Here is a 13,582-nt window from a genome sequence, read left to right as displayed (position 1 = left end):
CCTAACCCTCTCCCTAAGGGAGAGGGGACTTAATCTCCCTCTCCCTTAGGGAGAGGGCCGGGGTGAGGGGGATGCCCGCACCAGCCCCGGTGCCTGCCACATCGACGTGGTCAGCCCGCTGTCCACCAGCCCGAGCTGGTCGGCGTACACCGCCTGCCATTTCTGCATCATGCCGTCGTACAGTTCCCGGTGCTGCGGGTTTGGCGTGAACTCGCGGCTCCACTTCACCAGCCGCTCGCCCGTCGAAGCCATATCCGCAAACAGCCCCGCGCCAGCTCCTGCGGCAATGGCACAGCCGAGCGCCGTTGCCTCTTTAACTTCCGGCACGCGCACCGGCAGGCCGGTAACGTCGCTTAAAATCTGACTCCACAGGGCGCCTTTGGCCCCGCCGCCCGCAAACACCAGACTCTCAAACGTCACGCCGGAGAAGCGCGAAATCTGCGCCAGGTTGCAGGCCGAGACGATCGCCGCGTTCTCTTCCAGGGCGCGGAACAGCGTCGCTTTGTTGCACTTTTCCGGGTCGATGGAGAGGTTAATAAACGACGGCGCGGCGTGATACCACTGCTTAAAATGCATCGCGTCGGAGAAGATTGGCATCACGCCGTGGGAGCCCGCCGGGACGCGGCTCGCCATCTCTTCCAGCAGGGAATAGGTGTCCATCCCCATCCGCTCGGCAATCAGCTTTTCCTCGGCGCAAAAGGCGTCGCGGAACCAGCGCATGGTCAGCCCGGTAAAGAAGCTGATCGACTCCGCCTGCACCATGCCGGGGATGACGTGCGGGTTCACGCGGATGTTCATCTCAGGATCGGTGCGCACCTGCGGCAGGTTAACCACCTGCTGCCAGAAGGTGCCGCCCAGCACCGCCGTTTGTCCGGCGCGGACCACGCCCAGCCCCAGACAGCCCAGCTGCACGTCGCCGCCGCCCATCACCACCGGCGTGCCTTCACGCAGGCCGCACTGCTGCGCGGCCTGTCTGGTAATCGCGCCCAGCACGGTGCCGGTCTCTTTCACCGGGGAAAGGATATCGGCGCGCAGCCCGGCCATGTCGAGCAGCGCCGGACGCCAGTCGCGGGAGAAGAGATCCAGCATACCGGTGGTGCCCGCATTGGACGGGTCGACCGCCAGCTCGCCGGAGAGCTTCGCCGCCAGCCAGTCGCTGATCATGGTGATAGTCGCAGCCTTGCGGTAAATATCCGGACGGTGGTGCGCCAGCCACAGCAGGCGCGGCATGGCGCTCAGCGCCAGCGTCTGGCCGGAGACCTCATACACTTCGGATTCAAACCGGTAGTCGTGGATCTCTTTGAGTTCAGCCACCTCGCGGCTGGCGCGGGCGTCGACGTTGGCGCAGGCCCAGATAGCCTCGCCGTTGCGGTCGTACAGCACAATCCCTTCGCGCATCGAGCAGCAGGCGACGGACTGAATATCCGCCGCGCTAAGCCGTGCGCGCTCCAGCGCCTGCTGAATACACCGGCAGGCCAGCCGCCAGTTGGTGTCGAGGTCGAACTCCATCGAGCCCGGCACGTTCTCCACGCTCAGGTGCTTCCACTCGGCCTGGCCAACGGCAATCTGGTTGCCCTGTAAATCGAAAATCACGGCGCGAACGCTGCCTGTCCCTGCATCTAACGCTAAAAGGTAACTCATAAGCTTGCCTCGCTGTTAGCGCAGGGCTGCTCTTATCCGGCCAGAGCCAGCACCGCGCGGGCTGTCGTCTCTTCCGTCACCAGGCCATTAATACGGCGACCTTTCAGTGCGGCATAAATCGCATCGGCTTTCTCTTCCCCTCCGGCCACGCCGACAATGGTGGGCAGCTGCGCCAGTTCATCGAGCGTGACGCCCAGCAGTTCTTTGTGGATCTCCAGCTCCTCGACGCATTCCCCTTCGGCATTGAGGAAATAGCCGAGAATGTCGCCGACCGCGCCTTTGCGGGCGTACATCAGCTGTTCACCTTCGCTGATATAGCCGGAGCGCAGGATCGTTGCGTCGCGGCGCTGGTTTACCGAGCCAATCCCGACCACCGCCACGTCAGCCGCGGTGGCGGCGAGGATCACGTCCCGCACGCTGGTTTCGCGCTTTAAGATCCCGGCCACTTCCGCAGATGAGACGCGAAGCGGGGCGGGGATCATGCTGACGCTACAGGCCGCATCCAGCTGGCCGATACCGGTCATATACGGCCCCACGCCGCCGGAAAGCGTCACCAGGCGGATCTGCTGCGAGCTGATAAAGCCGCTTAAGTGTTGCAGGCTGCTCATGGTGGTTTCACCGAACCCCACCGCCAGCAGCTGGCCGGGCTCCAGCACGCCCATCAGCGACTGCGCCGCGCCAATGCCCAGCCGCACGTTCATCGGCGGGGTATTTAGGGCAGGCATCACGCGCACCACCTTCAGGCCAAAGCGCTGCTGTAGCTCGGTTTCCAGCGACAGGCAGCCCTCGTAGCGGGAGTTGATCTGCACGCGGATCACCCCGGACTGGCGGCCTTTCTCCAGCAGGCGGGAGATCTTCAGGCGCGGCAGCCCGAGGCGTTCGCCGATATCGTTCTGGGTCAGCCCGTCGTGGTAGTAGCACCAGGCCACGCGTGCCACCAGCTCCTCTTCCGCCAGTGCCAGCCCGGCAAACCGTCCTTCTTCCGCAGTGCGTTTATCGCTCATAATTGAACTCTTATAAAAATTTAGATCATATGTTCGTAATGGCGCGGCGTGAAAATGTGAGCCACGCGACAAAACGGATCTTTTCGATCGATTCCGGTTTATCTAAATCTCAATCGATAAAATTGTGATCCCTGCACGGTTGTAAATATAGTTCACCGTCTACGCTTTTGAACATTATTAAATCTAAAAATCATTTGTTCAATAGCGGAGCGATGATGACACCACTTCTCGACGCGCGTGATATCAGCAAGCAGTTCTCAGGCGTGCCGGTCTTAAAAGGCATTGATTTCACGCTGCTTGCGGGGCAGGTGCACGCGCTGATGGGCGGTAACGGCGCGGGAAAATCGACGCTAATGAAGATCATCGCCGGGGTGGAAACGCCGGATAGCGGTGAACTTTCGGTTGCGGGCGAGTCTTTTGCACGGTTTACCCCGGCGCAGGCGCACCGGTTAGGCATTTATCTGGTACCGCAGGAGCCTCTGCTTTTCCCCAACCTGACCGTGCGGGAAAACATCCTGTTCCGCCTGCCGCGAGAGCGCGATCGGGAAAAGCGGCTGGCGGAGAAACTCCAGCAGCTGCAATGTCAGCTTAATCTCGACGCAACGGCCAGCACCCTGGAAGTGGCGGACCAGCAGATGGTGGAGATCCTGCGCGGGCTGATGCGCAACGCCAGAATTCTGATCCTCGATGAACCCACGGCCTCGCTGACGCCCGGTGAAACCGAACGGCTGTTTCGCCAGATCCGCGCCTTGCAGGATCTTGGCGTCGGGATTGTTTTTATCTCGCATAAGCTGCCGGAGATTCGGCAGCTGGCGAGTCACGTCTCGGTGATGCGCGACGGCGCCGTGGTGCTCAGCGGCGAAACCGCGCAGTTTGACGATAACGCCCTGATCGCCGCCATGACGCCGGTAAGCCGGGAGACCTCCCTGAGCGATACGCAAAAGCTGTGGCTGGCGCTGCCGGGCAACCGCCGCACCCAGGCGCAGGATTTTCCCGTGCTGCGGGTGGAGGATCTTACCGGGGAAGGGTTTATCGATCTCAGCCTTGAGATCTACGCCGGGGAGATCGTCGGCCTGGCCGGGCTGGTAGGCTCCGGGCGCACCGAGTTTGCCGAAACGCTCTACGGCCTGCGTCCGGTTCGCGGGGGGCGCGTCTGGCTGGAGAACCAGGAGATCACCACCGAACCGGTGGGTTCACGTCTGGAAAAAGGGCTGGTCTATCTGCCGGAAGACAGGCAGGTGTCCGGCCTGTTTCTCGACGCGCCGATCCGCTGGAACACCGTGGCGCTGAACGAGCCGTCGCTCTGGCAGCAGCGAAAGCGGGAGTCTGCGGTAGTGGAACGCTATCACCGGGCGCTGGGGATCAAGCTCAACCATGCGGATCAAACCGTGCGCACGCTCTCCGGTGGTAATCAGCAGAAGGTGCTGCTGGCGCGCTGTCTGGAGGCCAACCCGCTGCTGCTGATCGTCGATGAACCGACGCGCGGCGTGGACGTCTCGGCGCGCGCCGATATTTATCAGCTGCTGAAAAGCGTGGCGGCGCAGAACGTGGCGGTGCTGATGATTTCAAGCGATCTCGATGAGTTTCCCGGCCTCGCGGATCGGGTGCTGGTAATGCATCAGGGCGTGCTCAGCGGCGAGCTGCCGCGCCACGCCGTCAGCCTCGACCGGATGATGGCGCTGGCGTTTGGAGGGCAATCATGAAGATCTTACTGAAAAACCGCGAGCTGAGCGCGTTTCTCGCCATTCTGGCACTGTTCGCCGTGCTGGTGGCGCTGAACCCGTCGTACCTGAGCTTACAGACGCTGGGGATGATCTTCGCCAGCTCGCAGATCCTGATCCTGCTGGCTATCGGCGCGGCGCTGGTGATGCTGACCCGCAATATTGACGTCTCCGTCGGCTCCACGGTCGGGTTGTCCGCCATTGCCGTCGGCGTGGCGCTTAACAGCGGCTACAGCCTGCCCGTTTCCATTCTCTTCGCGCTGTCGATCGGCGCGCTGGCCGGGGCGTTCAACGGTTTTCTGGTGGTGGGCCTGCGCATTCCGGCGATTGTCGCCACCCTCGGCACGCTGGGGCTTTATCGCGGGGCGATGCTGCTCTGGACCGGCGGGAAGTGGATAGAAGGGCTGCCGCCGGGGCTGAAATCCCTCTCTGAGCCTGCCGCCGTCGGCATTTCGCCGCTCGGCATGCTGGTGTTGATTATCGCGGCCACCGGCGCGTGGACGCTGTCGCGCACCGCCTTTGGGCGGGATTTTTACGCCGTGGGGGATAACCTCACCGCCGCGCGCCAGCTGGGCGTGGCGGTGAACCGCACCCGCATGATCGCCTTTACCCTGAACGGCCTGCTGGCGGCCTGCGCCGGGATCGTCTTTGCCGCGCAGATAGGCTTCGTGCCCAACCAGACCGGCAGCGGGCTGGAGATGAAAGCCATCGCTGCCTGCGTGCTGGGGGGCATCTCGCTGCTGGGCGGCACCGGCACGCTGGTCGGTGCGTTCCTCGGCGCGTTCTTCCTCACCCAAATCGATACCGTGCTGGTGCTGTTCAGGCTCCCGGCGTGGTGGAACGACTTTATCGCCGGGCTGGTGCTGCTGGGCGTGCTGGTGCTCGACGGGCGTCTGCGTCAGGCACTGGCGCGGCATCAGCGGGCGCTGAAATACAGCCGTTTCCAGCCCGGTAACAAAGGGGGAAAGCACGTTACCCCGTTTCCCAAACGCAAAAAAGAGGTGGCGTAAATGAGGCTTAACTGGGAAAGCGCGCTGCTGATTTTACTGGTGCTGGAGATCCTGCTCTTCGGCGCCATCAACCCGCGCATGCTTGATATCAGCATGCTGCTGTTCAGCACCAGCGACTTTATCTGCATTGGCATCGTGGCGCTGCCGCTTACGCTTGTAATTATCAGCGGCGGGATCGACATCTCCCTCGGCTCAACCATCGGCCTGTGCGCCATCGCGCTGGGGGTGATGATGCAGGCGGGGTGGCCCATGACGATCGCCGTTCCGCTGACGCTGCTGCTTGGCCTGCTGTGTGGGCTGGTGAATGCGGCGCTGATCCACTACACCGGCATTAGCCCTTTAGTCATTACCCTCGGCACGCTCTACCTCTACGGCGGCGGCGCGCTGCTGCTCTCCGGCATGGCGGGGGCGACGGGCTACGAGGGCATCGGCGGCTTCCCGGACAGCTTTACCGCCTTCGCTAACCTCACGGTACTGGGGCTGCCGATCCCGCTGGTGCTGTTCGCGGTGATTACCGCCTTCTTCTGGCTGATTACCCATCGCGGGCGCTTTGGCCGCCATCTGTTTTTAATCGGCCAGAATCCGCGCGCGGCGCGCTATGCGGCGCTGTCGGTGAACGGCATGCCCTACGCGCTGTACGGTCTGGTCGGCGTGGCGTCGGCGGTGGCCGCGCTGGTGATGGTCTCCTATTTCGGCTCTGCGCGTTCGGATCTGGGGCGCGATTTGCTGATGCCCGCGCTCACCGCCGCCGTACTCGGCGGGGCAAATATCTACGGCGGGTCAGGTTCTGTTGTCGGTACGGCGCTGGCGGCGCTGCTGGTGGGGTATCTCCAGCAGGGATTACAGATGGTCGGCATCCCCAACCAGGTGTCGAGCGCGCTGTCGGGGGCGCTACTGGTTGTGGTGGTAATGGGGCGTTCGCTGAGTCTGCACCGCGAATGGGTGCGATCTCTCTTCAGAAAACTATCCGGAGCGTAAGATGAAAACAAAACTGCTCGTCCTGGCAATGGCCCTCAGCTTCGCTTCGGCGCAGGCGGCGGACCGCATTGCCTTTATCCCGAAACTGGTAGGCGTGGGATTCTTCACCAGCGGCGGCAACGGTGCGAAAGAGGCGGGGAAAGATCTTGGCGTGGACGTGACCTACGACGGCCCGACCGAGCCGAGCGTCTCCGGTCAGGTGCAGCTCATCAATAACTTCGTTAACCAGGGCTATAACGCCATCATCGTCTCTGCCGTGTCACCGGACGGTCTCTGCCCGGCGCTGAAGCGCGCGATGCAGCGCGGCGTCAAGGTCCTGACCTGGGATTCCGACACCAAACCGGAGTGCCGCAGCATCTACATCAATCAGGGGACGCCGGAACAGCTGGGCGGCCTGCTGGTGGAGATGGCGGGCAAGCAGGTCACCAAACCGAACGCGAAAGTGGCGTTCTTCTACTCCAGCCCGACCGTCACCGACCAGAACCAGTGGGTGAAAGAGGCGAAGGCCAAAATCGAGAAAGATCATCCTCAGTGGCAGGTCGTCACCACCCAGTTTGGCTATAACGACGCCACCAAATCGTTGCAAACCGCCGAAGGGATCTTAAAGGCCTATCCGGATCTGGATGCGATCATCGCCCCGGACGCCAACGCCCTGCCGGCCGCGGCACAGGCGGCGGAAAACCTGAAACGGCAAGGGGTGGCGATTGTCGGCTTCAGCACGCCGAATGTGATGCGCCCGTACGTTGAGCGCGGCACGGTGAAAGCCTTCGGCCTGTGGGATGTGGTGCAACAGGGCAAAATTGCGGTCAATGTCGCCGATCGTTTGCTGAAAAAAGGCGATCTTAACGTCGGCGACAGCGTAGACGTGAAAAATATCGGGACGCTGAAGGTCGAGCCGAACAGCGTGCAGGGCTACCAGTATGAGGCGAAGGGCAACGGCATCGTGCTGCTGCCGGAGCGCGTGGTGTTCACCAAAGAGAACATCAGCAAATACGATTTCTGACGGGGGAGCAAATGGCTGATTTAGACGACATCAAAGACGGCAAGGATTTTGGCATCGGTACGCCGCAGCAGAATGTGCCGTACACCCTGAAGGGCTGCGGCTCGCTGGACTGGGGTATGCAGTCGAGGCTTTCGCGCATTTTCAACCCGCAGAGCAACCGCACGGTGATGCTGGCCTTTGACCACGGTTACTTTCAGGGACCGACCACCGGCCTTGAGCGTATCGATCTCTCCATCGCGCCGCTGTTTGGCGAAACCGACGTGCTGATGTGTACCCGCGGCATCCTCAGGAGCCAGGTACCTGCCGCGACGAACAAACCGGTGGTGCTGCGCGCCTCCGGCGGTAACTCGATTCTGGGCGAACTGTCGAACGAGTGCGTGGCGGTGGCGATGGAAGACGCGCTGCGCCTGAACGTCTGCGCGGTGGCGGCGCAGGTGTACATCGGAAGCGAGTTTGAGCATCAGTCGATCAACAATATCATCAAGCTGGTCGATGCAGGGGCGCGCTACGGCATGCCGACGCTGGCGGTGACGGGCGTGGGGAAAGAGATGGCGCGTGACGCTCGGTATTTTTCGCTGGCAAGCCGCATCGCCGCCGAAATGGGGGCGCAGTTCGTCAAAACCTACTATGTGGACGAGGGCTTTGAAAAAGTGACCGCCAGCTGCCCGGTGCCGATCGTTATCGCGGGGGGCAAAAAGCTGCCGGAGCACGAGGCGCTGGAGATGTGCTGGCGGGCGGTTGACCAGGGCGCGTCCGGCGTGGACATGGGGCGCAACATCTTCCAGTCCAGCGCGCCGCTCGCCATGCTGAAGGCGGTGAAGAAAGTGGTTCACGAGAACTGGAATGCCCGCGATGCGTTCCAGTTCTGGCAGGAAGAGAAACAGGGAGAAGCAAAATGAACGTGACGCTGGTGGAGATCAACATTAAGCCCGAGCGGGTGGACGAGTTTCTGGAGGTATTTCGCGCCAACCACGAGGGGGCGATCAAGGAGCCGGGCAACCTGCGCTTCGACGTATTGCAGGACCCGCGGGTGAAAACCCGGTTCTTTATCTACGAAGCCTATAAAGACGAAGAGGCGGTGCTGGCGCATAAGCAAACCCCGCACTATCTCGCGTGCGTGGATAAGCTGGAGGAGCTGATGTCGGAGCCGCGCAAAAAACGCAGCTTTGTCGGATTGTTGCCGGAGTAGCGGTTTTGCCTGGTGGCGCTGCGCTTACCGGGCCTACGGGTACGGGGGGTGTTGATTTTGTAGGCCGGGTAAGCGCAGCGCCACCAGGCGTTGTTCACGCCAGCTCCAGCAACTGAATACGCGCCGTCGCGCCCGGCATCAGCTTTTGCAGATTGCTCACCAGCTCATCGCCAGCTTCCTGTAATGCCGCCAGCGGCATCGACGGCAGGCTTTCGAGAATAAACCACATGGACTGCGCCTGGCTGTCCAGACGCGTGCGTATCCCCTGTCGCCAGTTCCAGCGGCGGCAGGTGATGCCAAGATCGTCACGCCAGATAACTTCGCCTGGCTCCGGATTTTCGACTACCGGCTCACCCTCTTTGACGGTATCAAACGGCTCGCTGCCGTCGGCCAGCGTCAGGCGCGGCGCTCCCGAGTAAGCCGCCAGATTTTCTCCCCCTACCGGAATAGCGTAGCGGATACTGATGGCATTATAGATATCCACCACCGGGTCGAGCGGCGGCAGCGAACCGTCTCTCATCACGCGCTTGCGCAGGGCCGAGGCCGAGCAGGGCGTACGTTTGGGTTTTGCACCAAAGGCTTTAAACACCTCATCCCAGGCGGCGAGATGATTTTCTGCCCAGGGCACATCATCATTGAGCATCTGCTGGCAGGCCTGCGCCAGCGCAGCGGGCGCAACCTCCGGTTGGGTAATCGGGGCAGCTTCAACCAGAATGCTCAGCGCCCGAAAGCCGGGCGCGATCCCGACAAGTCGCGAATCTATTGACGGTGTTACAAGAGACATAAATAATCCTGTATTGACTGTTTTATACCATGGTAGTGACCAATGACTGATAAAGTCAATATAATGACCGATGCGGGTGCCGATGTTGCCCAGGTAAGCCTGGCCGTCGCGAACCGTATCCGCAGCTGGCGGAAAGAGAAAAAACTGTCGCTGGACGAGCTTTCTCGCCGCGCCAGCGTCAGCAAAGGCATGCTGGTAGAGATCGAAAAAGGGGCTGCCAACCCCAGCATTGCCATTCTGTGTAAACTGGCCGCCGCGCTTGGCGTCTCGGTGGCAGATATCGTTAACGTCTCCAGCGAGCCGCAGATACACATTATTCAGGAAGAGGCGATCCCGGTTCTGTGGCAGGGCGCACAGGGCGGTTACGCCAGATTGCTGGCAGGCACCGCAGGCCCAGATATGATTGAGCTGTGGCAGTGGGAGATGCATCCGGGAGAAACGTTCACCTCTCCGGGACATCCGGCGGGAACGTTTGAGCTGCTGCACGTGAACGAAGGCATGTTAACCCTGACGGTGGACGAGACGGTAACGCAGGTAGCTGCCGGGGCGTCGGCGGTGGCGAAAACGGAAGCGGCGCACGGCTATGCCAATGAAAGCGATACCGTGCTTCGCTTCACCATGACGGTGGCAGAGTTTCACCGATAAAAAGCAGCCCGGTGGCGCTACGCTTACCGGGCTTGCATATGCAGTATGTTGTAGGCCGGGAAAGCGTAGCGCCACCCGGCTTTTTTTACGCCTCTTCCACACTCACCCGCAGCGCCGCCAGCGCCTTACGCGCCGCCTTCAGCACCTGCTCACACTGCTCAATGGTGAGCGTCAACGGTGGTTCAATGCGGATGGTTTTCGAGTTGTTAAGCGTTCCCGCCACCAGTACCCGCTGGCGGAACATCTCGCTTGCGAAGCTATAACCGGTTTCGTTATCAACGAACTCAATCGCCATCAGCATCCCTTTCCCGCGCGCATCCTGTACCAGATCCGGGTATTCCCGGCCCAGCTGGCGGAAGCCGTCCAGCAGCATGTCGCCTTTCTGCTCCGCCTGCGCAGGCAGGTTTTGCTCCAGCAGCACGTTGATGGTCGCCAGCGCGGCCGCGCAGGCCAGCGGGTTACCGCCAAAGGTGGTGGTATGCAGGAATGGATTGTCGAACAGCACCGAGAACACCTCTTCAGTGGCGACCGTTGCGCCAATCGGCATCACGCCGCCGCCGAGCGCTTTTGCCAGGCACAGAATATCCGGCTGAACGTTCTCATGCTCACAGGCGAACATCTTGCCGGTGCGCCCCATCCCGGTCTGCACTTCGTCGAGGATCAGCAGCGCGCCAAACTCATCGCACAGCTGACGCACGGCGGGCAGATAGCCCTGCGGCGGGAGGATCACGCCGCCTTCACCCTGAATCGGCTCCAGGATCACCGCCGCCACGTCGTCGCCGGTTTTACGGCATTCGCCGAGCATGGTGCGCATGGCGTTGATGTCGCCGAACGGTACGTGGCGGAAGCCCGGCAGCAGCGGCATAAACGGTTTACGGAAAGTGGATTTAGCGGTCGCCGACAGCGCGCCCAGGGATTTCCCGTGGAACGCGCCGCTGGTGGCGATAAAGGTAAATTTCCCGCGTGGCGACTGGTACGCTTTGGCGAGTTTAATCGCCGCTTCGACCGATTCGGTGCCGCTGTTGCTGAAGAAGCTGTATTTCAGTTTGCCGGGCGTTAAGGCTGCCAGCGTTTTCGCGAGCATGGCGCGAAGCGGATCGAGCAGTTCCTGGCTATGGAGAGGTTGTTTCGCAAGTTGATTCTGTACGGCGGAAACCACAACTGGATTACGGTGCCCCACGTTGAAAATACCAAAACCACCCAGGCAATCGATAAACTCCTGTCCCTGGGTGTCGACAAGCGTATTCAGACTGCCCGCTTGCCACTCTACGGCTCCGTAATCCCCGCCGGCGGTAACAGATTTGCGATACTCCAGAAAACCAGGATTCACATGCTCTTTAAAGTAATCAATGACCTCACGGTTAAGTTGTTTCATCTCCTCATGATCAAGCGTTCGCTTTTCAATGAGATTCAGTGCGTGCGCGGTACAGGCAAGAGCCGAGGCGCTGGAAGGTAACCTGTTCAAAATATGCTCCCGGGGATCGCGTATCACATGATACTGAGTTAATTATTGCAGGGATTACGCCACCTCAGATGCCTTAACAAAAATCGGGATAAACGCCAGGTGAAATCAAATTTGCACAATATTTAATCATGCCATTGCGCGCCGCACGGGATAAGGGATAACGAGCCGGGGATGGGGTGTCGTCAATTGCACTACCCCAGGGCAGGAAATGCGCCTTAAGTGTGCGCCGGGGGATCATGCTTTGTAGGTAGTTTCGTCTCGAAAGTATTTTAAATCAATTAATTAGAAAAACGCACGAAAAGTGCGGTTTAACCGAGATTTGCGATCTCAATCATATTTAACAACTAAAGATAAATTTTTTATCGCCGAAAAAACATAAGCCACAAAATTAACATTCAAATAACCTGCAAGGGATGCTCACTATGTCCTCTCCTGACTATGTCACCCAGAATGAATATCCGCTGGACGATGACACCACGCTTATGTCGACCACCGACCTCCACAGCTACATGACCCACACTAACGACACCTTTGTGCAAGTGAGCGGCTTTACGCTCCAGGAGCTGCTCGGGCAACCGCACAACATTGTGCGCCATCCGGATATGCCGAAAGCGGCTTTTGCCGACATGTGGTACACGCTGCAAAAGGGCGAACCCTGGAGCGGGATTGTCAAAAACCGACGTAAAAATGGCGATCACTATTGGGTACGCGCCAATGCGGTACCGATGGTGCGTAACGGCCAGATGACGGGCTATATGTCCATTCGTACCCGCGCCACCGAGGACGAGGTCGCCGCAGTGGAGCCGCTTTATAAGGCGCTCAACGAAGGACGTAGCAAAAAACGCATTCATAAAGGGCTGGTGGTGCGCAAAGGCTGGCTCGGCAAATTACCGGCGATGCCGCTGCGCTGGCGCGTGCGCAGCGTAATGGCGGTACTTTTTGCGGTGATGGCCGCAACGCTGGTTGCCAGTGCCGCGGGCTGGGCTTCGCTGGTGGCGGCAGCCGTGGTGATGCTGCTTGGCACCCTGGTGTTTGAACAACAGATTGTCCGCCCGGTGGAAAACGTCGCACGGCAGGCGCTCAGGGTCGCTACCGGAGAGCGTAACAGCGTGCAGCATCTTAACCGCAGCGATGAACTGGGGCTGACGCTGCGGGCCGTCGGACAGCTGGGGCTGATGTGCCGCTGGCTGATCAACGACGTCTCCAGCCAGGTGGTGAGCGTGCGCGACGGCAGCGACAGGCTGGCGCAGGGCAATGAAGATCTCAACGACCGCACGCGCCAGACCGTGGCTAACGTGCAGCAGACCGTGGCAACAATGAACCAGATGGCGGCGTCGGTGCAGAGTAACTCTGAGACCGCAGCCGAAGTCGACAAGCTGTCGATGGCCGCCAGCAGCGCGGCCACGCAGGGGGGCACCGTGATGCAGACCGTGGTGAAAACCATGGATGACATTGCCGACAGTACCCAGCGCATTGGCTCTATTACCTCGCTTATCAATGACATTGCCTTCCAGACCAATATTCTGGCGCTGAACGCCGCGGTTGAGGCGGCACGCGCGGGCGAGCAGGGGAAAGGCTTTGCGGTGGTGGCGGGCGAAGTGCGTCATCTTGCCAGCCGCAGCGCGAATGCAGCTAACGATATTCGTAAGCTGATCGACGCCAGCGCCAGCAAAGTGCAGTCGGGCGCCGATCAGGTCCACGCCGCGGGACGTACCATGGATGATATTGTCGAGCAGGTGAAAAACGTCACGCAGCTTATCGCGCAGATCAGCCACGCCACCTCAGAGCAGGCGACAGGCCTGACAGAGCTGACCCGTGCCGTGGCAGAACTGGACAGCATTACGCAGAAAAATGCTGACCTGGTCGAAGAGAGCGCGCAGATTTCCGCGATGGTTAAGCACCGGGCCGGACGTCTTGAAGATGCGGTTACCGTGCTGCATTAAGAAATGCATGCTTCGATAAAGCCGTTTATTCCTCCGGGGTAAACGGCTTTTTTGTTTTTCAGAATACGTTATGTTGTTAATGAAATATTAATTAACTAAAAAAAGCGCCAGATTTTTAATTGCTACGCCCCGGATTTATTGAAAGTGATAAATAAAAAAACGATCAAATTCATAAAGTTAGAGATTTTTCTGTCGATAA

The 13,582-nt window shown here is 60.1% G+C and carries 12 protein-coding genes; 8 read left to right on the top strand and 4 right to left on the bottom strand.

Going from position 1 to position 13,582, the window contains the following annotated elements:
- Positions 1 to 45: 45 nt before the first annotated feature.
- Complete coding sequence (gene lsrK / locus O1724_RS19965; RefSeq protein WP_045343358.1) at positions 46 to 1,641, bottom strand: autoinducer-2 kinase; 1,596 nt, start codon at positions 1,639 to 1,641, stop codon at positions 46 to 48.
- A gap of 32 nt (positions 1,642 to 1,673) precedes the next feature.
- On the bottom strand, positions 1,674 to 2,645 hold the full coding sequence (gene lsrR, locus O1724_RS19960) for a transcriptional regulator LsrR (RefSeq protein ID WP_126297276.1): 972 nt from the start codon (positions 2,643 to 2,645) through the stop codon (positions 1,674 to 1,676).
- Between the two features lie 215 nt (positions 2,646 to 2,860).
- Between lsrR and lsrA the strand changes: the two genes are divergently transcribed.
- Genes lsrA through lsrG form a run of 6 tightly spaced genes read left to right on the top strand, consistent with a single transcriptional unit; the run spans position 2,861 to position 8,546 of the window.
- Positions 2,861 to 4,348: an autoinducer 2 ABC transporter ATP-binding protein LsrA gene (gene lsrA / locus O1724_RS19955; protein WP_126297281.1), complete on the top strand. Its 1,488-nt coding sequence runs from the start codon at positions 2,861 to 2,863 to the stop codon at positions 4,346 to 4,348.
- The gene (lsrC, locus tag O1724_RS19950) at positions 4,345 to 5,376 is read left to right on the top strand and encodes an autoinducer 2 ABC transporter permease LsrC (RefSeq protein WP_023314884.1); all 1,032 of its coding nucleotides are present in this window, start codon (positions 4,345 to 4,347) and stop codon (positions 5,374 to 5,376) included. The genes lsrA and lsrC overlap by 4 nt, the downstream gene beginning before the upstream one ends.
- Positions 5,377 to 6,354 carry an autoinducer 2 ABC transporter permease LsrD gene (gene lsrD / locus O1724_RS19945; RefSeq protein ID WP_126297275.1) on the top strand — a complete coding sequence of 326 codons (978 nt, stop codon included), beginning with the start codon at positions 5,377 to 5,379 and terminating at the stop codon, positions 6,352 to 6,354.
- Between the two features lies 1 nt (position 6,355).
- On the top strand, positions 6,356 to 7,357 hold the full coding sequence (lsrB, locus tag O1724_RS19940; protein ID WP_045335760.1) for an autoinducer 2 ABC transporter substrate-binding protein LsrB: 1,002 nt from the start codon (positions 6,356 to 6,358) through the stop codon (positions 7,355 to 7,357).
- 11 nt (positions 7,358 to 7,368) lie between these two features.
- The gene (lsrF, locus tag O1724_RS19935) at positions 7,369 to 8,256 is read left to right on the top strand and encodes a 3-hydroxy-5-phosphonooxypentane-2,4-dione thiolase (RefSeq protein WP_126297274.1); all 888 of its coding nucleotides are present in this window, start codon (positions 7,369 to 7,371) and stop codon (positions 8,254 to 8,256) included.
- Positions 8,253 to 8,546 carry a (4S)-4-hydroxy-5-phosphonooxypentane-2,3-dione isomerase gene (gene lsrG / locus O1724_RS19930; protein ID WP_003862606.1) on the top strand — a complete coding sequence of 98 codons (294 nt, stop codon included), beginning with the start codon at positions 8,253 to 8,255 and terminating at the stop codon, positions 8,544 to 8,546. Before lsrF ends, lsrG begins: the two co-directional genes overlap by 4 nt.
- Positions 8,547 to 8,640: 94 nt before the next feature.
- On the opposite strand, the gene O1724_RS19925 is transcribed toward lsrG, so the two are convergent.
- On the bottom strand, positions 8,641 to 9,330 hold the full coding sequence (locus O1724_RS19925) for a B3/B4 domain-containing protein (RefSeq protein WP_003862604.1): 690 nt from the start codon (positions 9,328 to 9,330) through the stop codon (positions 8,641 to 8,643).
- A gap of 42 nt (positions 9,331 to 9,372) precedes the next feature.
- Between O1724_RS19925 and O1724_RS19920 the strand changes: the two genes are divergently transcribed.
- Positions 9,373 to 9,975: a helix-turn-helix domain-containing protein gene (locus O1724_RS19920; protein WP_023314879.1), complete on the top strand. Its 603-nt coding sequence runs from the start codon at positions 9,373 to 9,375 to the stop codon at positions 9,973 to 9,975.
- Positions 9,976 to 10,060: 85 nt separating this feature from the next.
- Here the strand turns inward: O1724_RS19920 and ygjG are convergent, their stop codons facing one another.
- A complete protein-coding gene (gene ygjG, locus O1724_RS19915; RefSeq protein WP_022651884.1) occupies positions 10,061 to 11,440 on the bottom strand; it encodes a putrescine aminotransferase in 1,380 nt (459 codons plus the stop codon).
- A gap of 422 nt (positions 11,441 to 11,862) precedes the next feature.
- On the opposite strand from ygjG, the gene O1724_RS19910 reads away from it, so the two are divergent.
- On the top strand, positions 11,863 to 13,383 hold the full coding sequence (locus O1724_RS19910) for a methyl-accepting chemotaxis protein (RefSeq protein WP_058652650.1): 1,521 nt from the start codon (positions 11,863 to 11,865) through the stop codon (positions 13,381 to 13,383).
- Positions 13,384 to 13,582: the final 199 nt, after the last annotated feature.

Source organism: Enterobacter cloacae complex sp. HYC074_NIDB (genome assembly GCF_056673345.1).
The sequence above is the reverse complement of the archived record's forward strand: the minus strand, read 5'-3'. Positions and strand labels throughout refer to the sequence as shown.